Source organism: Candidatus Electronema sp. PJ (assembly GCF_048287395.1).
Taxonomy (GTDB): Bacteria; Desulfobacterota; Desulfobulbia; order Desulfobulbales; family Desulfobulbaceae; genus Electronema.
In genome coordinates, this window is record NZ_JBLWEO010000096.1 from 1 (window position 1) to 18,937 (window position 18,937).

At 53.2% G+C, this 18,937-nt stretch carries 23 protein-coding genes; 14 read left to right on the plus strand and 9 right to left on the minus strand.

Annotated elements, in window-relative coordinates; all coding sequences use genetic code 11:
- Nucleotides 1-119: 119 nt before the first annotated feature.
- The 5 genes from ACNKIB_RS14845 to ACNKIB_RS14865 all read left to right on the plus strand — a co-directional run bounded on the left by ACNKIB_RS14845 (nt 120) and on the right by ACNKIB_RS14865 (nt 3,801).
- A complete protein-coding gene (locus ACNKIB_RS14845; RefSeq protein ID WP_417911351.1) occupies nt 120-314 on the plus strand; it encodes a type II toxin-antitoxin system HicB family antitoxin in 195 nt (64 codons plus the stop codon).
- Complete coding sequence (locus ACNKIB_RS14850; RefSeq protein ID WP_417911352.1) at nt 311-1,447, plus strand: ABC transporter permease; 1,137 nt, start codon at nt 311-313, stop codon at nt 1,445-1,447. Before ACNKIB_RS14845 ends, ACNKIB_RS14850 begins: the two co-directional genes overlap by 4 nt.
- 129 nt (nt 1,448-1,576) lie before the next feature.
- The gene (locus tag ACNKIB_RS14855; RefSeq protein ID WP_417911353.1) at nt 1,577-3,109 is read left to right on the plus strand and encodes a YifB family Mg chelatase-like AAA ATPase; all 1,533 of its coding nucleotides are present in this window, start codon (nt 1,577-1,579) and stop codon (nt 3,107-3,109) included.
- A gap of 17 nt (nt 3,110-3,126) precedes the next feature.
- A complete protein-coding gene (locus ACNKIB_RS14860) occupies nt 3,127-3,399 on the plus strand; it encodes a DUF4160 domain-containing protein (RefSeq protein ID WP_417911354.1) in 273 nt (90 codons plus the stop codon).
- 6 nt (nt 3,400-3,405) lie between these two features.
- Complete coding sequence (locus ACNKIB_RS14865; RefSeq protein ID WP_417911355.1) at nt 3,406-3,801, plus strand: hypothetical protein; 396 nt, start codon at nt 3,406-3,408, stop codon at nt 3,799-3,801.
- A gap of 63 nt (nt 3,802-3,864) precedes the next feature.
- Here the strand turns inward: ACNKIB_RS14865 and folK are convergent, their stop codons facing one another.
- On the minus strand, nt 3,865-4,401 hold the full coding sequence (gene folK, locus ACNKIB_RS14870) for a 2-amino-4-hydroxy-6-hydroxymethyldihydropteridine diphosphokinase (protein WP_417911356.1): 537 nt from the start codon (nt 4,399-4,401) through the stop codon (nt 3,865-3,867).
- A 33-nt stretch (nt 4,402-4,434) separates the two neighbouring features.
- On the opposite strand from folK, the gene ACNKIB_RS14875 reads away from it, so the two are divergent.
- Entirely contained in the window at nt 4,435-4,560 is a 126-nt protein-coding gene (locus tag ACNKIB_RS14875; protein WP_417911357.1) for a hypothetical protein, read from the plus strand.
- Between the two features lie 126 nt (nt 4,561-4,686).
- Here ACNKIB_RS14875 and ACNKIB_RS14880 read toward each other — a convergent pair whose 3' ends face one another.
- A complete protein-coding gene (locus ACNKIB_RS14880) occupies nt 4,687-4,878 on the minus strand; it encodes a hypothetical protein (RefSeq protein ID WP_417911358.1) in 192 nt (63 codons plus the stop codon).
- 15 nt (nt 4,879-4,893) lie between these two features.
- Here ACNKIB_RS14880 and ACNKIB_RS14885 point away from each other — a divergent pair, with 15 nt between their 5' ends.
- Together ACNKIB_RS14885 and ligA are read left to right on the plus strand one after the other, a co-directional pair.
- Entirely contained in the window at nt 4,894-5,082 is a 189-nt protein-coding gene (locus ACNKIB_RS14885; RefSeq protein WP_417911359.1) for a tautomerase family protein, read from the plus strand.
- The gene (gene ligA, locus ACNKIB_RS14890; RefSeq protein WP_417911360.1) at nt 5,083-7,089 is read left to right on the plus strand and encodes an NAD-dependent DNA ligase LigA; all 2,007 of its coding nucleotides are present in this window, start codon (nt 5,083-5,085) and stop codon (nt 7,087-7,089) included.
- Nucleotides 7,090-7,156: 67 nt separating this feature from the next.
- Here ligA and ACNKIB_RS14895 read toward each other — a convergent pair whose 3' ends face one another.
- From ACNKIB_RS14895 to ACNKIB_RS14910, 4 genes are all read right to left on the minus strand, one after another.
- Nucleotides 7,157-7,462 carry a hypothetical protein gene (locus ACNKIB_RS14895; RefSeq protein ID WP_417911361.1) on the minus strand — a complete coding sequence of 102 codons (306 nt, stop codon included), beginning with the start codon at nt 7,460-7,462 and terminating at the stop codon, nt 7,157-7,159.
- Between the two features lie 247 nt (nt 7,463-7,709).
- Nucleotides 7,710-8,114 carry a helix-turn-helix domain-containing protein gene (locus tag ACNKIB_RS14900; protein WP_417911362.1) on the minus strand — a complete coding sequence of 135 codons (405 nt, stop codon included), beginning with the start codon at nt 8,112-8,114 and terminating at the stop codon, nt 7,710-7,712.
- A gap of 192 nt (nt 8,115-8,306) precedes the next feature.
- Nucleotides 8,307-10,223 (minus strand): vWA domain-containing protein, encoded by a 1,917-nt coding sequence (locus ACNKIB_RS14905; protein WP_417911363.1) that lies wholly within the window; start codon nt 10,221-10,223, stop codon nt 8,307-8,309.
- Nucleotides 10,224-10,334: 111 nt separating this feature from the next.
- Nucleotides 10,335-10,622, minus strand: a complete 288-nt coding sequence (locus ACNKIB_RS14910) for a hypothetical protein (protein ID WP_417911364.1) — start codon at nt 10,620-10,622, stop codon at nt 10,335-10,337.
- 537 nt (nt 10,623-11,159) lie between these two features.
- On the opposite strand from ACNKIB_RS14910, the gene ACNKIB_RS14915 reads away from it, so the two are divergent.
- The 4 genes from ACNKIB_RS14915 to ACNKIB_RS14930 all read left to right on the plus strand — a co-directional run bounded on the left by ACNKIB_RS14915 (nt 11,160) and on the right by ACNKIB_RS14930 (nt 15,488).
- Nucleotides 11,160-13,100: a transketolase gene (locus ACNKIB_RS14915; protein ID WP_417911365.1), complete on the plus strand. Its 1,941-nt coding sequence runs from the start codon at nt 11,160-11,162 to the stop codon at nt 13,098-13,100.
- Between the two features lie 62 nt (nt 13,101-13,162).
- On the plus strand, nt 13,163-13,468 hold the full coding sequence (locus tag ACNKIB_RS14920) for a hypothetical protein (RefSeq protein ID WP_417911366.1): 306 nt from the start codon (nt 13,163-13,165) through the stop codon (nt 13,466-13,468).
- Nucleotides 13,469-13,922: 454 nt separating this feature from the next.
- On the plus strand, nt 13,923-14,153 hold the full coding sequence (locus ACNKIB_RS14925; protein ID WP_417911367.1) for a hypothetical protein: 231 nt from the start codon (nt 13,923-13,925) through the stop codon (nt 14,151-14,153).
- A 231-nt stretch (nt 14,154-14,384) separates the two neighbouring features.
- Nucleotides 14,385-15,488 (plus strand): DUF1554 domain-containing protein, encoded by a 1,104-nt coding sequence (locus ACNKIB_RS14930; protein WP_417911368.1) that lies wholly within the window; start codon nt 14,385-14,387, stop codon nt 15,486-15,488.
- A 112-nt stretch (nt 15,489-15,600) separates the two neighbouring features.
- Here ACNKIB_RS14930 and ACNKIB_RS14935 read toward each other — a convergent pair whose 3' ends face one another.
- Nucleotides 15,601-16,242, minus strand: a complete 642-nt coding sequence (locus tag ACNKIB_RS14935) for a bifunctional 4-hydroxy-2-oxoglutarate aldolase/2-dehydro-3-deoxy-phosphogluconate aldolase (protein ID WP_417911369.1) — start codon at nt 16,240-16,242, stop codon at nt 15,601-15,603.
- A gap of 246 nt (nt 16,243-16,488) precedes the next feature.
- Between ACNKIB_RS14935 and ACNKIB_RS14940 the strand changes: the two genes are divergently transcribed.
- Both ACNKIB_RS14940 and ACNKIB_RS14945 read left to right on the plus strand, forming a co-directional pair.
- Entirely contained in the window at nt 16,489-17,181 is a 693-nt protein-coding gene (locus ACNKIB_RS14940; RefSeq protein WP_417911370.1) for an iron-sulfur cluster assembly scaffold protein, read from the plus strand.
- Between the two features lie 4 nt (nt 17,182-17,185).
- Nucleotides 17,186-18,184 (plus strand): GGGtGRT protein, encoded by a 999-nt coding sequence (locus ACNKIB_RS14945; protein ID WP_417911371.1) that lies wholly within the window; start codon nt 17,186-17,188, stop codon nt 18,182-18,184.
- Between the two features lie 212 nt (nt 18,185-18,396).
- Here the strand turns inward: ACNKIB_RS14945 and ACNKIB_RS14950 are convergent, their stop codons facing one another.
- Both ACNKIB_RS14950 and ACNKIB_RS14955 read right to left on the minus strand, forming a co-directional pair.
- On the minus strand, nt 18,397-18,597 hold the full coding sequence (locus ACNKIB_RS14950) for a hypothetical protein (protein ID WP_417911372.1): 201 nt from the start codon (nt 18,595-18,597) through the stop codon (nt 18,397-18,399).
- 159 nt (nt 18,598-18,756) lie between these two features.
- Nucleotides 18,757-18,937, minus strand: a 181-nt coding sequence (locus tag ACNKIB_RS14955) for a transposase (protein ID WP_417911373.1), incomplete at its 5' end; no start/stop codon positions are given.

Here is an 18,937-nt window from a genome sequence, read left to right on the forward strand (position 1 = left end):
GTTCAAGGCAAAAATTTCCATTGTCCGCGATGCTGTCAGAGCCTATTTGACGCAGCCGATTTATACGCTTGACCCAATCAATCTTTATGCAACTGCGTAACTCATATCAATTCGGCAGGATGGAACTTGAGATCATCTTTGAAATCCGCGAGGACGAGAGCGAAGGCGGATTTATCGCCCGCGCCCTTGGCTGTTCCATCGTCACTCAGGCTGACACGTGGGAAGAACTGCGAACCAATGTGCGGGATGCTATTCGTTGTCATTTTGATGAAGGGCAAGTCTTCGCATTAAGCCTTCCCGGTAAACCCATGTGAAATCCCTCCTGCGCATTTACGCCGTCATCACCAAAGAGCTGCGCCAGCTCCGGCGCGACCGCATGACCTTTGGCATGGTGGTGATGATTCCCTTCATCCAGCTCATGCTGTTCGGCTATGCGATCAACACCAATATCCGCCACATCCCAGCTGGGTTGGTGGATCAGAGCCGCAGCAGTCTCAGCCGCCAGCTGGCGCAGACGGTCGCGGCCACGCAAGTGCTTGCCTTCACCGCCCGTTATGCGGATGTGCGGCAGGCGGAAGCGGCCATTGCCAGCGGAGAGGTGCGGGCGGCACTGGTCATTCCGGCGGATATTGCCGAGCGGCTGGTTCGGCATCCGTCTGCCGGACTGCCCTCCGCTGACAGAAAGAGCAGTCGTCCATTGGCGCAATGGCTGGTTGATGGCGCGGATCCGGTGATTGCCGGTGCGGTCAAGAGCCTGCGCAACATGCCGCTGGCCGAGCTGCTGCGCATTCCAGCCCGCTCCAATCCCCCGACCTTTGAAGTGACCTTGCTCTACAACCCGGAGCAGCGCACGGCAGTCAACACGGTGCCGGGTATAGTCGCGGTCATCCTTACCATGACCATGATCATGTTCACCTCAGCGGCGATTGTCCGAGAGAGCGAACGGGGTAACATGGAGATGCTGATCACCACGCCGGTGCGCCCGATTGAATTGATGCTCGGCAAGATTGTCCCGTATATGTTCATCGGCGGCGTGCAGGTGACGATCATCCTCGGCCTCGGTCATCTGATCTTCAAAGTGCCGATTAACGGCAGCCTGATTCAGCTGGCCTGGGCGACCCTGCTCTTCATTGCCGCCAGCCTGACGCTGGGGCTGGTCATCTCCACCATTGCCAAGAACCAGCTGCAATCCATGCAGATGACCATCTTCGTCCTGCTACCGTCCATCCTCCTCTCCGGTTTCATGTTCCCTTACGAGGGAATGCCGGTTCCTGCCCAGCGCATCGCGGAAATCCTGCCAGCCACCCATTTCATCCGCCTGATCCGGGGCGTGGTGCTGCGCGATGTCCAGCTCCTCAATATGCCCTATGACATAGCCTTCTTAGCCTTCTTTATCGTCTTCGGCTTAACTGTGGCCTCGTTACGGTTTAAGAAGCGGCTGGATTAAGTAAGGGCTTTGCCTGTTGACAGCTAGAAGCCTTGCGCGTTATGCTGCCAACAAAAGCTGCTTTTAAAGACGGTCGCTAGGATTATTGATGACCTACAAACAGGCGATAACTCCTGTTGAAAAAACAAGATGCTCTCCACAACTCTCAGCAGCGGGGTAATGGGCGTAGATGGCTTGCTTGTCCGCGTTGAAGTGGACTTAGCTTTCGGTTTGCCCTTCTTCTCGACGGTTGGCTTGGCAGAAGGAGCGGTGCGCGAGGCCAAAGAGCGGGTGCGGGCAGCGATCAAAAACTCTGGCTACGAGTTTCCCCCGCGTCGGATCACGGTTAATCTCGCGCCAGCCACCATAAAAAAAGAAGGCTCTGGCTATGATCTGCCCATAGCCGTGGGTATTCTGGCTGCTTCGGGCGTTCTGGACTGCCCAGACTTAGCGGAAACCGTTCTGGTCGGCGAGTTATCCCTTGATGGAGCAGTCCGCCCGGTGCGCGGGGTCTTGCCCATGGTTTTGGAGGCCAAGGCCAACCAGATCCGCCGCTTCTTAGTTCCTGCGGAGAACGCCCACGAGGCCGCAGTAGTCCAAGGCATCGAGATCATCGCGGTGCAGAACCTGCGGCAGGCCGTGCAATACCTCCAGGGCGAGCTGGAAATCCAGCCTTCTTTCACCGACCTTGAGGCCCTCTTTGGTAGGCGCAGTGAGTACCCGGTGGATTTCGCGGAAGTGCGCGGCCAAGAGCATGTAAAGCGGGCTTTTGAGGTAGCTGCCGCAGGTGGCCACAATCTGTTGCTCTGCGGCGTGCCTGGCACAGGCAAAACCATGATGGCCCGGCGACTGCCCACCATTTTGCCAGACCTATGCTTGAGCGAGGCCCTGGCCAGCACCAAGGTCTATTCCACGGTTGGTCTGTTGCCCGAAGGTTTACCCCTTTTGGTGACGCGACCTTTCCGTGCGCCCCACCATACCATCTCTGATGCGGGACTGATCGGCGGTGGCCAGATACCTCGGCCCGGTGAGGTCTCGCTGGCCCACAATGGCGTGCTCTTTCTGGACGAACTGCCTGAATTCCACAAGCATGTCCTCGAAGTGATGCGCCAGCCTTTGGAAGATGGCATCGTCACCATTGCCCGGGCAGCGGCTAGTTTCCGCTTTCCAGCGGATTTGATGCTGGTTGCAGCCATGAATCCCTGCCCTTGCGGCTTTCACGGCGACAAAGTGAAAGAATGCACCTGCTCACCCAAGCAGGTGCAGCGGTATCGCAGCCAGCTCTCTGGCCCTTTGCTGGATCGGATCGACATGCACGTTGAAGTACCGCCCGTGCAGGTGCAGGAAATCAGCTCCCGGCAGCAGGGCGAGTCCTCACAAAAGATCCGCGAGCGGGTTAATCGGGCCAGGCGCGTCCAGCAACAGCGTTTTGTCCAAAGCCGGACGATTACCTGCAACGCCCGCATGACCCCGCGTCAGCTTGAAGTCTTTTGCCCGTTAGACACCGCTGGCCAGCAGCTCCTCAACAAAGCGATTGAGCGGCTCGGACTGTCGGCGCGGGCCTATCATCGCATCATCAAAATCGCCCGCACCATTGCTGATCTGGCTGAAGCCGAGCAGATCAACTCAAGCCATCTGGCTGAGGCGGTGCAGTATCGGCGGCAGCAGTATGACGTGCAGTGAAAGGAGAGTAGATTTTTATGCCGCCAGTTTCACATCCTTTCAAGAGAGGTGCCTTGGTTATCCTGATGAATTATGCGGATCATGCCCCGCCGCATGTCCATGTTAAACACCAAGGTGATGTACGAAGCTATCGGATTGAAATCATAACCAGGAACTGGATGCAGCCGGGCCGGGATCTGCAACCAGTCTTGAAGCGGCTGGTGGAAACATGGGTTGAAGCGCACGAGACCGAGCTGCTTGAACAATGGGACAATGCCCGCAACAATCGTCCTGTTTCAATTGTAGGATAAACAGAAATGAAATGGCAGGAATGGCAGACGTTGGCAGACAACGCCCCGTATTGGGATGACCGGCACGAGAAAGGATTGCTGAAGGCTGAATATGTGGCCGACCACACATTGCGCCTGTGGTTTGAAGACGATCTGGATGTTTCGATTTACGAACTGGATTTTTATCCCTTGCTGGTGGAGGAGAATCCCGGCGGCGTGTTTGATCTGTTAAAAGATGCGGAGCGATTCCGTGTTGTGCGTGGAGAATACGCCCTGATCTGGCCCAATCCTGAAACTGGCGCAGACGATGGCCAGACAATAGATGTTGCCCCGGAATGCGTGCGCTTCTTCTGCGAGCGGTACGGCAAAGTGCTCAAGGCATCAACGCCCTGCGCCGAACCAGCGAACAGATGCGCTGCCTGAAAGGAGCCTTGGGCAAAGAGAGAGCAGGCCGCCCGCACTAACCCAGAGCCTAGCCTCAGCGCATTAGCTGATTTCCTCCTCGTTTTCCTCCCACTGCACCTTTTTCACATCCCCTATTTCCGTCTTGGCGACTGATTCAGCCAGCAGTTCGGCAATGCTTTTGTTGAGCACTGGATGGCAAAGCTGTGGAGCGATTTCCGCGAGCGGCGCAAGCACGAACAAGCGCTCATGCAAGGCTGGATGCGGCAGTATCAGCCGCTCAGTCCGCAGTATTTGCCCCTCAATCAGCAGCAAATCAAGGTCAAGGGTTCTGTCGTGATAGCCAGCTTGCTCTGGAAAGCGGACTCTGCCGAATCGCTGCTCCGTTGCCAGCAAGACATCCAGCAAGGCCTCTGGTGCCAGCGAGGTGCGCAGCAAGCCAGCGGCATTGATAAACCAATGCAGGCTGTTCATTCCCACTGGTTTGGTGCAATACGGGGAGGAAAGCTGCTGCGGCACAATGGCCGGGTGTTGGGCTAAAAATTGCCAGGCAGCCAAGAGCAGGCTGCGGGGTTGGCCAAGATTGGAGCCAAGGCCGATGCAGGCGGAAACAAGGGGCATTTGCTTTGTGGTTGGTGATCAAGGAAAATCCCGTTGGCAGCGCAGCAAAGATACCTGACTGGGATGAAGACGCAAGCACAGAATGCGGAGTACCGCTCCTTTTGGGCCGAGTTTGGCTCGGCAGTAAAGGAGTCTTGCCGAGTAGCAAAGGAGTTCTAGTCGGCAACAAAGGAGTTCGGCTTGGCCAAACTCCTTGGCAAGTCGGCAGAAGAGGAGTTTGGCTGACTAAGAAAGGAGTTTTAGTCGGCCAGAAAGGAGTTCTGTTTAGCCAAACTCCTTTCCTGGTTAGCCGCAAAGGAATTTTAGTCGGTCAAACTCCTTTGCTAGTCGGCAAGAAAGGAGTTTGACCGACTTGCAAAGGAGTGAAAACAGGCAGCACAGGAGGGCAAGCCAGAAAATGCCCTTCGATTTTACCGGGAAATCCTGTAAGATGAAAAAATAAAGCAGTGGGCGCAGAGGTGCTTTTTCACCAAGCAAAAAAGGAGGCTGAATATGCCCTATGTCAACATTCGTGTCGCCGGGACACTGACCAGGAAGCAGAAGAAACGCATCGCGAAAGGAGTGACGGAGGTGATTGCCCAGGAAACCGGCAAGCCAGAGTCGTCGATTCTTATCTTCATTGACGAGGTACAGCGAGAAAACATCGCTTCGGGCGGTGAATTGCTGGATCAACAGACTTAAATGGACCGACAGCAGGCTGAAAACCGTTTTGCAGAGCTGCGAAAGCAGCTCCAATATCATGCGCACCGCTATTATGTCCTGGATAATCCAGAGATCAGCGATACCGAGTATGACCGGCTTTTCCGCGAGCTGCTGGACTTGGAGGCGCAGTTCCCAGAGCTGATTACGCCGGACTCGCCCAGCCAACGGGTGGGAGGTGAACCGCTGTCTGCCTTTGCTGAGGCGGTGCATAACCTGCCCATGCTCAGTTTGGACAACGTTTTCGCTGCGGAAGAATTAGATGCTTTTGCCGAAAAAGTCCAGCGAAGGCTGAATTCCTCGGCTCAACTGACCTGGACAGCTGAACCCAAGATTGATGGCCTGGCCGTGGAGCTGATCTACGAACATGGCCTGCTGATTGAAGGCTCAACCAGGGGCAATGGCCTGGTTGGCGAGAATATTACCGCCAATTTGCGCACTGTGCGGAACATTCCGCTCTGTCTGGACGCAGCCGCTCCTGAGCGGTTGGCAGTGCGCGGCGAGGTTTTCCTGCCTCGGGGCGATTTTGCCGAACTCAACCGCCAGCGCACCGAGCAAGGCCAGCAGCTTTTTGCCAATCCACGCAATGCTGCCGCAGGTTCACTGCGTCAGCTGGACTCAAAAATCACTGCGGCCCGACCTCTGAGCTGCTGTATCTACGGTATCGCCGATCTGAGGAGCGTGCCTTGCCAGAATATGGCAGAGCTGTTTGTCTGGTTGGAACAGATGCACCTGCCCGTCAATCCCTTAGTGAAAATTTGCCACAATCTGGCCGAGATTAAGGCGCATTATCTGCGGCTCCAGCAGCTGCGGCACGAACTGGACTACGCGATTGACGGGATGGTGGTCAAGGTCAATGAGTTCAACCTCCAGGAACAGCTGGGCAACACGGCCCGCGCGCCGCGTTGGGCAGTGGCGTGGAAGTTTGCCGCAGCCGAAGCCGAGGCGGTGATCATTGGCATTGAGTACCAAGTCGGGCGCACCGGGGCGATCACGCCAGTGGCGATCTTGGAGCCGGTGCATATTGATGGAACCGTGGTGCGCCGGGCAACGCTGCACAATCAAGAAGAAATCAGCCGCAAAGGTTTGATGATCGGCGACACCGTATTGGTGCGGCGGGCCGGAGATGTTATTCCAGAGGTGGTTAAGCCGCTGCTTGAGCGACGCAGCGGCCAGGAGCAAGCAGTTGTCTTTCCGCAGCAGTGCCCGATCTGCGAACAAGCTCTGCATCGACCGGAAGGCGAGGCGGTAACGCGCTGTGGCAATCTCCATTGCCCGGCGCAAAAGCTCCAGCGCATCATCTGGTTTGCCGGAAAATCCGGGTTAGATATCGATGGACTTGGCCTGAAGAATGTTGAAAAACTTGTTGAGGCCGGGCTGATCAAAGATATCCCCGACCTCTTCGCTTTGCCCAAGGAACAGCTTGCCGCCTTGGAGGGCTGGGGCGAAAAATCAGCGGAAAAACTGCTTCAGGCCATAGAAAAAGCGAAGCAGACCTCGTTAGCACGGTTGCTGGCCGCGCTGGGCATCCGGCATATCGGGAAAACCACCGCCGAGTTGCTGGCAGAGCATTTTGTTGATCTTAACCAACTGCTGCAAACCACGCCAGAACACTTGCTGACTGTACATGGCATCGGCGAGCAGACCGCCAGCAGCTTATGCGACTATTTTGCTGCCCAGGAAAACCGCGAACTGCTTGCTCGCTTGCTCGATTTGGGCCTGACAATCCACAGTGGACTGAAAAAAACAGCGGTCAGCGGCCAGTTGAGTGGCCTGGTTTTTCTTTTCACCGGCACTCTCAGCCATCTGACCAGAGCTGAGGCGGAACAGCGCGTCAAACAACTCGGTGGCGAGGCGGTGAGCAGCCTCAGCAAAAAGGTAACACACTTGGTTGCCGGAGAAAAAGCTGGCAGCAAGCTGCAAAAAGCCGCTGAACTGGGCATTCGCGTGCTCGATGAGCAGGAATTCCTACAAATTATCGGGGAATAAAAACATTGAAGCTATAAAAAATCCAGCAAGTATCACATACTGCTTGCTGGATTTTAGATTTTTCTACTTAAAAAGTTGATCCGTTCCATCCATAGGAGCCTTTCGCGCCAATTGGACCAACTCTCCTGGAATATATAACAACTCCAGATTCATTTTTGACATAGAATGTCGGCGCATCAGCGACATTAGCTTGACCAAAAGTTGCTTGGCCATGTGGAGCGATTGTATGACTTTCACGATCGCTGTCCATTACAACTATAATCGAACTGTTTGTTTCGTTCCGAAAATCTATGCTTGCAGGAACACGAGCTCTAGCCGCAACATCTTCAATTGCATCTGCAACTCTATCAACAACTCTATCAAAGATACTCATAATAACCCTCTTGAATGTGAGATTAAAAGTATAATGTACAATATAAATTTACCCCCCCCCCAAAAAAAAAATCAATATATTTTTATATGTGAAACAAGAATATATTATTTGTATAAAGGCAACAGCAAGTTAAAAAGCCGCAGAGTTGGATATCGCAATGTTGCGATGAGCAGACTTTTCATGCAACTGATTGGGAAAGCATGAGAGCGGATGGGGCAAGATTGCCCCGTAGCAGTCATAGGAGAGTTTACAGCAGGGAGGTCAGTACCTCGCAACTGCGGCAGATTTCCATCTTGTCCTTGCCTTCCTGACCTGACGTGCATTCGCATAAGGTGCCATTGAGAAACCAGCAAAGGTGTCCAGCCTGAAATTCCCACGCCGGGCACTCTTTTTTGCAGTTGCACTTCTTCAGTGTCCAGCATTCTTTGCGTTTTGACGATTCATCGCGACGCTGGTTGACCACCAGAAAAAGCAGTTTCCGTTCAATATGCAGCGGCACGGCCCGCCACCCCTGCTCATAGCTTTGCACGGCCTTCAGGGATACGCCGAGCAACTTAGAGAGGGATTTCTGGGTCTTGTCGAGTTTCTTGCGATATAGGGTAAATTCTTCTGAGGTCATAATCTGCGGATTCAAATAATTGTTGCTGTTCATCAGGACGGTGCCTCGCTGTTGGGCAAGCAGAAGTCTGACGGGAACTGATTGGAGCGGCGAACGGAAAGCCTAAAATACCACACAGTAGGAACCTTCGCAAGGCAAAAATAAATCTGCCAAAAGAATCCCTGAGAAAAGATGGCCCAGCAAAGAGAAGTGCTGGGCCGGAATAAATTTTTCGGACAGCAAATGCTACTTGGCCAGCAGCTCGGTGGCCTCGACTAAACGGATGAACTCGGCTCGATAACCTTCCTCATCTTGGCCTTTGGCACCCTTGGCTAGGGTTAGTACTTGCGGCCAATTCAAGGTGCCTTTCTGCTCAGTGCCGATGAGCAGCATCCCATACCCTGCTACGGCAGCGGCAAAGCGGAAATCCTCGCTGGTGTTGTTCAGAAGCACATCGCGATCTTGCACAACGGTGTCCAAAAGAACAGATTTCTCCGACTGCAAGGGTTTGTAGCGCAGCTTAACGGTCATCAGCTCGTTGGCATACGTACTGCCTGTCTTCTCGTCAGGTTTTTCTGCCTTTTTCTGATATTTAAGCGGATCCACCGCAGGCATGGCTCCGATAGGAATCAGCTCATACAAGGCTGTAACCGTGTGACCAATGCCGATTTCGCCGGCATCCTTCTTAGCATCCTTCTTATCATCATTGAAATCCTCGTCTGCTAAGGCGCGGTTCTCGTAGCCGATCAGTCGATATGCGCCAACCTTGGTCGGGTTAAACTCCACCTGAATCTTGACATCCTTGGCCAAGGCGAAAAGGGTGCCGCTCATCTCTTTGACCATCACCTTTTTGGCCTCTAGGAGGTTGTCGATGTAGGCGTAGTTGCCGTTACCTTTGTCGGCTAAAACCTCCATCGTGTCATCGTGATAATTACCCATGCCAAAGCCGAGCACAGTCAGATAAACCCCGGATTTTCTCTTTTCCTCAATCATTTTTTTCAGTTCATCTGGGCTAGTCACGCCAACATTGAAATCGCCATCAGAGGCCAGGATGATGCGATTGTTGCCGCCAGGCATGAAGGCCTGTTCAGCGAGCTGATAGGCGGTGATGATGCCGCTAGAGGCGTGCGTTGAACCGCCTGCACCGAGTGAATCGATGGCCTCGATGATTTTCTGCTGTTCAGAACCGGGAGTTGGCTCCAGCACGACATGCTCATTGCCTGCATACACGACCATAGCTACCCGGTCTTTCTCATTCAGCTGCCGCACTAGCAATTTCATTCCCTGCTGAAGCAGGGGTAACTTGTTAGGATCCGCCATTGAGCCGGATACATCGATGAGAAAGACCAGATTAGAAGGTGGCAGTTCCTTTTTATCAATGTCTTTGGCCTTGAGACCGATTCGTACCAGTTTGTGGCTGTCTTCCCAGGGGCAAGGGCCGAGTTCAGTGGTCACAGAAAAGGGATGCTCTGAGACAGGCTGCGGGTAGGAGTAGGTGAAATAGTTGATCAGCTCCTCTATGCGCACTGCACCTGCGGGCGGCATCTGTCCTGCATTGATGAATCTCCGTACATTGCTATAAGACGCGGTGTCCACATCAACGGAGAAGGTTGAATAGGGGTTTGCAGTCGGTCTGAGGAAGCTATTCTCCTTGAGCTGGTTATAAGATTCCGTATTCAACGGCATAGGTGGGGATGACGGGCTGATCAGCATCGATTCGTCACCGTCCGCACTCATGGCGGTGACTACATTAACTGCTTGGACAGAACCGGCGGTCATATTCAATTCCACATCACCGGCTATTTCCGTTCCTTGCGTTGGGTTCTCCTGCCCTATAACAACATTAGCACCTTGAATTGCTTCTTCTTTAGAGTGGGCACCTTCAATAATACCTTTGAAGGGATCAAAGCTAGTTTTCTTCTGGCCTGGGCTATTCCCTGTAGCTGCTACCTTTTCCTTGTTCACTTGTGTTGCCGCAGGAGGAGCTGTTTGCGCAGGTAGAGCCGCTTTTTTCTCTGCCTCGTTTTTTGTTATTGTTGCCTTCTGCGCTTCAGTCGTAGAGGATGTGCTGACCTTCGCCGGTGTTTTTTGAGGTGTTTCCTTGGAGCAGCCAGCAAGGGCAAGGAGCAGGACAAAGAGGGCGGCAAGTTGTCTGTGTTTCATGATGGTTCCTGATGGTAAATTGGGGAGGGAACAGCAAGTTAATCATTCTTTTTGACTATCGGGTTTCGTGGGCAACGGAGCAGGTGGGAGTGGAGGGCTAGTTGATATCGCTTAGTTGTCTATTGTACCTGTAGTAGAGACGCATTTAATTGTATCATTTTCAAGAATAAAATTACTACATCCACCTCCAATAATAAGAGCATCACCTTGAGGTGCTTCTTTGTCAGGGGTGTTTGTTGTTATAACATCGTCTTCTGAAAAAAGCCTTTGAACCACCTCGTCCACAACACCTTCAAAAGGATTAAAACCTCCTGTATGAAACGGGCTGTTAAAGTATCCGGCAAGGGCGATGATAAGCATAAGCAGGACAAAGATGGCAGCTAGTTTTCCGGGTTTCATAATGACTCCTAATGGTCATTTGGGGAGGAAACAGCACCTTCTATCTTGCTACCGACGGTTCCAGGCAGATAGGCGACGAGTTTTGGTAGCTTGCGTTAAAATGCCATCTGCTGCCCTTTGGCAGGAAGTTGCCTCTGTTGGAGGAAGAGGAAGCGGTGTAGAAGAGAAGCCTCATCTTAAATCTTTGCTGCTGGATTTTCAAGATGATCTGCTCGTTTTTCCAGCCAAGCAGGTCGGCGAAACTCCTTTTCTAGCCAATAGAACTCCTTTGTTGCCAAGGACAACTCCTTGACGGCTTCAGAGGAGCAGTCTTCTAGCCAACAAAAAACTTGCCAGAAGCTCGAAAAAGGCTCTTTTTCTCGGCAATTCTGTTGAGATGGCCTGTCGCTCCCTACTCTTTCCTGTTGTCTTTCCGCGCCAATCTCATTATAACGGTGTGTACGCTTCGCAAACTGCGGCGTACTCTGAACCAAGCCAGATTTTGGCCGGGCAGACATCCTGCCCGGCCATTTATATTCCCCCAGATGGAGTCTAATTATGCCCCTGAAGTTCGACCTTACCGCTACTACCCTGAGCAGCACCGATGTTACCCAGCTGCAAGCCATGCGCACCCGCTGCGCTCGGCGGATCTTGCTCTCCACCAGCTTGGCTGCTTCTGGCCACCCAGGTGGATCCTTGTCCTCCTTGGATATGCTCTTGGTAGCCTACAGTATCCTCAACCATAATCCGCTTCATCCCCGGATGGCAGAGCGTGACCGCTTGGTTGCTTCCATTGGCCACATTTCGCCAGGCATGTACAGCGTGTTAGCCGAGTATGGTTATTTCAACGAAACGGATTTTCTCTCTGGTTTTAGGAGAACTGGTTCCGGCTTTCCCGGTCATGTCGAGTCCATAGTGCCGGGTGTGGAGTGGGATACCGGCAATCTGGGCCAGGGCTTGTCCGCAGCTGTGGGCATGGCGCAGAGTTTTAAGTTGAAGAAGAGTAGCAACAGGGTGTTCTGCTTGATGGGTGATGGCGAACAGCAGAAAGGTCAGATCACCGAGGCTATTCGGCACGCGGTCAAGTATAAGCTCGACAATCTCACTGTGCTGATTGATCGCAACAAGCTGCAAATTTGCGGCAATACCGAGGAAGTCATGCCGCAATGTATGCAGAAGCTCTACGGCGGCTTGGGCTTCAACACAGTCAAGCTGGAAGACGGGCATGACTACAATGCCCTTTACCAAGCCATGCGAAGTGCCTACCAAAACATCAGTGGTATCCCGACGGTAATTATTGCCCGCACCATCATGGGCAAAGGGATCTCCTTTATGGAGAATAAAGCCAAGTATCATGGCTCTCCTTTGCCGCCTGATGATCTTGCTAAGGCCCTAGCAGAGCTGGGCGTGGAGAATGACTTCCCGCAATGGCAAGAGCGACGCAAGCAGCCTGTGAGCACGCACACCATCATGTCGCCGCGCACGCATTATCCGCAGGTGCAAGCCGGTCAGCCGGTAGTTTATGCCGCTGATAAGCTCACTGACTGCCGTTCTGCCTATGGTACAGCCCTGCTTGGTCTCGCCCAAGCCAATAACAAGGCAGGCGAACCGCCCTTGATCGTGGGTATCTCCTGTGATTTGGAAGGCTCAGTGAAGATGGATGACTTCCACAAGCAGTCGCCGCAGGGTTATCTCGAGCTGGGCATCCAGGAACACCATGCAGCGGCAACTGCCGGGGCTATGAGTTGCGAAGGACTGGTTACGTTCTTCTCGACCTTTGGTTCCTTTGCCGTGTCTGAGGTGTATAACCAGAACCGACTGAATGACTTCAACCATGCCAACGTCAAGATAGTCGCGACACACGTCGGCTTGGATGTAGGCGAGGATGGGCCGACGCATCAGTGCATTGACTACCTAGGCCTCCTGAAGAACTGCTTCCGTTTCTCGGTATTCATGCCCTGTGATCCCAATCAGACAGACCGAATAGTCCGTTATGTGGCGACTCACGCCGGTAATCACTTCGTCGGCATGGGTCGCTCCAAGACTCCAGTCATTACCAAGGAAGACGGCAGCGTTTTCTATGATGCCAACTACGTGTTCACCCCTGGGAAAGCCGATTGGTTGCGCCAAGGCAGCGATGCCACCCTCATTACCTATGGTGCGCTCACGCCTGCTTGCCTTGCAGCCTGGCAATTACTCCAGCAAGAGTCAGGTAAATCCGTTGGGGTGTTGAATATGGCCTCGTTGATCCCTTTAGATAAGGAGGCCATCCTGGCCGCAGCCAAGATTGGGCCGATAGTCACGGTTGAAGATCACCATATAGAGACTGGCCTCGGCGCATCAGTGGCTACCGTGTTGCTTGATCACGGTTTGGCCCCGAAGATGAAACGTTTGGGCGTACATCAATACGGTGGCTCAGGCAAACCATCGGATCTCTACAAGCTCCAAGGCTTAGATGCAGAGTCTATAGCCCGTACCATGCTGGCTCTGCTCGGATAAGAGCGGATTGACCAGGGTGCTGGCTGAGTTGCAACCGCACGCACCTTCCTGCCAAAGAGTTGTTGCCGAGCAATAAAGAGTTCTTGCTCGGTAACAACCTTCTTCTGCCAAGCAACAACCTTCTCTTGCTTGGCCACAAAAGGTTCTGGCTAAACAACAAAGAGTTGTGGCTCGCTAAGAAAGAGTTGTTGCTAAACAACAACCTTCTTCTGCCGAGCAGCAACATTCTCTTGCTTGACAACAAAATGTTCTGGTTAAGCCACAAAGAGTTATGGCCGAGCAGGAATATTTTGTTGCTCGGCAAGAACCTTCTCTTACTCAGCCAGAAACGAATCCAAGTAGGTTGCGGACGTTTAAAACAAGGCTGATTATTTTGTATTGTTATTTTCATCCTTTTATGCTAAGACATAATAATATGTATTATTGGTACGGGTTTAATTATTAGAGGTATAAAAATGAAGAAGCGTAATGGTAAACTGAGCGGGACGGAAATTTTAGCAGCTGTATGTCTTGCCTCACTTATGCTCACAGCCCCTGTTTCTGCTGTATCTGAACAGGAAACTCCTGAAAAAGCCTCGCCAGTTGTAAAAGTTATTCGGAAAGCCATGTTTTGGCGAGGTGACTGGAAGGCAGGGGTTAAGTATTATCTTCCAGGAGATGTTGTTTTTGATGGAGGAGACAGTTATGTCTGCCAGGTAAAGCACATTTCAGTGAATACACCTTCATCTGATCTGACTAAATGGAAACTTCTAGCATCATCAATTTACTGGACAGGTGACTGGAGTGTAAATCTACAGTATATGCCCGGCGATGGAGTGCAGCATGGCGGCAGTAGTTATCTCTGTATTAAGAATCATACTTCATCAGAAGATACTGCTCCGCCGAATGCAACCTATTGGGATTTACTCGCCGCCGCAGGTACAAGCGGAACATCAGGCCCAACTGGTGCGCAAGGGCCAACTGGCAATAGAGGCCCTGATGGAGCTACTGGCCCTCAGGGAGAAACTGGAGCTGAGGGAGCCAAAGGCGCAACAGGTGAGCGTGGCCCAATAGGTGCAACTGGTCTTCGGGGAACACAGGGACTAACAGGCCCAACGGGTATTCAAGGGCCAACAGGCAACAAAGGTCCTCATGGAACGACTGGTAATCGCGGCCCGATAGGTGAAACTGGCCCGGATGGGAACAAAGGCCCTGACGGAACGACTGGCCCGCAAGGGCCAACAGGAGCTGAGGGAGTCAAAGGTACAACTGGTGATCGTGGCCCAATAGGCGAGACTGGCCCGGATGGTAATAAAGGCCCGGATGGATATTGGCCTTCAAGGAGCAACCGGTGCTCAGGGTGTAACTGGAGAGAGAGGTGCTACTGGCCCGACTGGATTAACTGGTGCTGAAGGTGCCAGAGGCGTAACTGGTACTACAGGTGCTGAAGGAATAACCGGCCCCACTGGAGCCAAAGGCGCAACGGGAGCAACCGGTGCTCAGGGTGCAACTGGAGAGAGAGGTGCTACTGGCCCCACTGGATTAACTGGTGCTGAAGGTGCCAGAGGCGTAACTGGTACTACAGGTGCTGAAGGAATAACCGGCCCCACTGGAGCCAAAGGCGCAACGGGAGCAACCGGTACTCAGGGTGTAACAGGAGAGAGAGGTGCTACTGGCCCGACTGGATTAACTGGCACTGAAGGTGCCAGAGGCGTAACTGGTACTACAGGTGCTCAAGGAATAACCGGTGCTCAGGGTGTAACAGGAGAGCGAGGTGCTACTGGCCCCACTGGATTAACTGGTGCTGAAGGTGCCAAAGGCGTAACTGGTGCTACTGGCCCAGATATTGCTGACATGACATGCCCCGCAGGACAGGTGGTGACTGGATTCAATGGTAACTCACCGATCTGTTCCACCCCTGGATATTTGATATTCGTGAGTTCCGCAACATATCAGGGCAATTTGGGTGGATTTACTGGTGCGGATGCGAAGTGTCAATCCTTAGCAGAGGCAGCAGGACTTTCTGGAACATTTAGGGCATTGCTGTCATCGAACGTAACGAATGCCAGGGATCGTGCCGATGTAGCAGTTGGTCCATATACCTTAGTCGACAGGAGGACGATAGTCTCTTTAACTTATGGGGGACTTTTCGGTGGCTCTATAAACGCAGCAGTCAATATGGACGAAACCGGTCAATTACAGACAGGAATAGCCTATACCGGAACAGCAGCTGACGGCATTGGCGGCGGGAACGGTACCCACTGCTCTAATTGGGCAAGTACTATCTCTTCTGCTTATACAGGTAATATTACGGCCACGGATAGAACATGGATAACATCATCTCCAAGCACAAGTCCTTGTAGCAATCTTTACCACATTTACTGCTTCCAGAGGCCTTGGTCTTGGTAGCATCATGGATTGCAAGCAAGCAGCCTGAAGAAGACTGCCAAATACAGCCGTAGATGTGTTTCCAAACCGGGAGGAGCCGCAAAGCTTTCCCGGTTTTTGTATTTCCTCCCAGCTATCTCCCCGCTGCCTTTGCGGCCAACTCGGTAATAGCGTCCCAGTTTTCTTTTTCAAGCAACTCTGGCGGCGTAAGCCAGGAGCCACCCACGCAGGCTACATTGGCGAGCGTCAAGTATTCCTTGCAGTTCTCCTGGGAAATCCCGCCAGTGGGACAGAAGGTGACACGAGGAAAGGGGCCATGCAAAGCCTTGAGCATCGGCACGCCTCCTGCTGCCTCAGCTGGAAAGAACTTTAGCTCAGTGAAGCCGCGCTCCTGGGCGAGCATCAGCTCAGAGGCGGTGGCGATGCCTGGGATTAAGGGAATCGGTCCGTCATGAGCAGCCGCGAACAGGGACGGAGTCAAGCCAGGACTGATGGCGAACTGACCGCCCACTTGCGCCACTGACCGCAAGTCGTCCGAGGTCAGCACTGTGCCTGCGCCGACAATGATTTCCGGTACTTCTGCGCTGATCCGGCGGATGCCGTCTAAGGCGGCAGCCCCGCTGCGCAAGGTGATCTCCATTACCCGGATGCCGCCTGCCAGCAGTGCCTTGGCGAGCGACACAGCGTGGTCAGCATTGCGCAGCACAACCACCGGCACCACCGGCCCGGTGTGGAGAATTTCCAAAGGGGACAGTTTGCCGCGCTCGTTTGCCATGCCTTGCTCCTCGTCGCCGGATGTTGTTGCAGAAGAAGTGGGAGGAATCCCGTGTTTGCCCGAACAGTTCGGGTCAGATAGTAAACACCTTAGCTGTAGCAGCGGAAAAAGTCAACCCAGCCCCGCAGCCAAGTGCGAACTGAACGGGAGAACAAACAGGAAGTTCCTGAATGCAGTGGCGTTTCCTAGTCGCTACTGGTATGATGGGCAAAGCTTACCATTTATTTTTCATTGAGGAGACTCATCATGAACTATTCTTCTGAAGTAAAGGAGATGCACTGCATTGCCCTGGGCACGAACCACGGCCCTGCGCCTATCCCCCAGGAAGGGCAGTGGAATCAAGTGCGACAGATTGGCGAGATCAACGGTCTGAGCCATGCTGTTGGCTGGTGTGCACCGCATCAAGGAGCCTGTAAGTTGACCCTGAACGTCAAGGGCGGGATTATTGAGGAGGCCCTGATCGAGACTGTCGGCTGCACGGGCATGACCCATTCCGCCGCAATGGCCTCGGAGATCCTGCCGGGCAAGACCATCTTGGAGGCCCTGAACACGGATCTGGTCTGTGATGCAATTAACGTGGCTATGCGGGAATTCTTCAAGCAGATCTGCTACGGTCGTAGCCAATCTGCTTTCTCTGAGGGTGGTCTGCCTATTGGTGCAGGTCTGGAGGACTTAGGCAAGGGGCTGCGCACAGTCACTGGCACCACCTACGGCACCAGGCTGAAAGGGCCGCGCTACTTGGAGCTGGCCGAGGGCTACATTATGGAGCTGGGCTTAGACAAGAACGACGAGATCATTGGCTACAAGTTCCTTAAGATCGGGCCAATGCTGGATGCAATCAAGAAGGGCGTTGACCCAACAGAGGCAATGGCAAAAGCCACTGGCACCTACGGACGGTTTGCCGAGGCGGTTAAAACTGTTGATCCCCGGAAGGAGTAAGATCATGGCACTGTTTGAAGGATACGAGCGGAGAATCGACAAGATCAATGCAGTACTGGCCGAGCACGGAATCAAAGACTTGGCCGAAGCCAAGCAGATCAGCGCAGATGCAGGCGTAGATGTCTATGCCCTAGTCAAAGGGGTGCAGCCAATCTGCTTTGAGAATGCCTGCTGGGCCTACATCGCTGGAGCAGCTATCGCCCTGAAGAAGAAGCAGACCAAGGCGGTAGAGATCGCCTCAACCTTGGGCATTGGCTTACAGGCATTCTGTATTCCCGGATCGGTAGCAGAGAACCGTAAGGTAGGCATTGGTCACGGCAACCTGGCAGCGCGTCTCCTCAGTGAGGAGACCAAATGCTTCGCCTTCCTTGCTGGGCATGAGTCCTTTGCCGCTGCGGAAGGAGCGATTGGCATTGCTAAGTCTGCTAACCGGGTGCGGACAGAACCATTGCGGGTGATCCTCAACGGTTTAGGCAAGGATGCCGCTTACATTATCTCGCGGGTCAATGGCTTCACCTACGTGAAGACCCAGTATGACTATCTAGGTAGCACCCTGAATATCGTGCTGGAGAAAGCCTTCTCCGAGGGCGAGCGGGCCAAGGTTCGCTGCTATGGTGCAGATGACGTGCGCGAAGGCGTGGCCATCAATCATCTGGAAAAGGTGGATGTGTCGATCACGGGTAACTCGACCAACCCTACCCGTTTCCAGCATCCAGTGGCAGGCACCTACAAGAAGGAATGTGTTGAGCTAGGCCGGAAATACTTCTCTGTAGCCTCTGGTGGTGGCACTGGCCGCACCTTGCACCCGGATAACATGGCTGCTGGCCCAGCCTCTTACGGCCTGACTGATACAATGGGCCGGATGCACTGCGATGCCCAGTTCGCTGGTTCCTCCTCTGTACCTGCGCATGTCGAGATGATGGGCTTTATCGGCATGGGCAACAACCCGATGGTCGGGGCTTCAGTGGCAGTAGCCGTGGCGTTGCAGCAAGCAGCTCGCTAAGGCAGACCTAACAGCTTGGGATGCTGGTCAGAAAGCAACAGCATCCCATTCTCACTCTCCTGATTTATCTTCTGCTGCCCTGCTTATTGCATTGGCTCTGACAAGCACTCAGGCATCGCTGCGGCATCCTCGTGCCCTGGCATTTGCTTTGGCAGATCTGCTGACAATTAGGTGCGCTTTGACAGAGGGCGGTATTGATGCTACCGGTCTCCTCATTTCTCGGTTTCAGATTTATAGGTGAGGTAATTGCAGCGGCACAGATATTCCTTTGCCTGCCTTTCTGGGTAGAGAATACCGATCCCCCTGGCCTCTACCTGCTCGCCCTTGCGGAAGACGAACAGGGCAGGTTTCTTGTCCACGCATTCCTTGGGAAAGACATGGACGATCACGTATTTCCCAGAAGCAGTTTGCACGCCGGGCTGCCGACTCTGTCGGGCAATTGATACTGTCCACGTTCCAGCAGGAAAAACAGGAAAGGGTGTTGGGCCGAATCCGTTGATTGTTGATCAGGTGCTGTCTGAATATCGCCCGTTCTCGAAATAATATAGCTGTAGCGATATAAAATGATCATATTATATCGTTCTGAAAAAGCTCCTCAACCGAGCATCGATATTTTTTCTGAGAGCTTTTGCCTGCGCCCATTCATGTTCAATCGGATTAAGATCAGGAGAGTAAGGTGGCAGGAATTCAAGTTCATGTCCACATGAAGAGATGGCCTCCTGAATGTCATCACGTTTGTGAAAGGCTGCATTA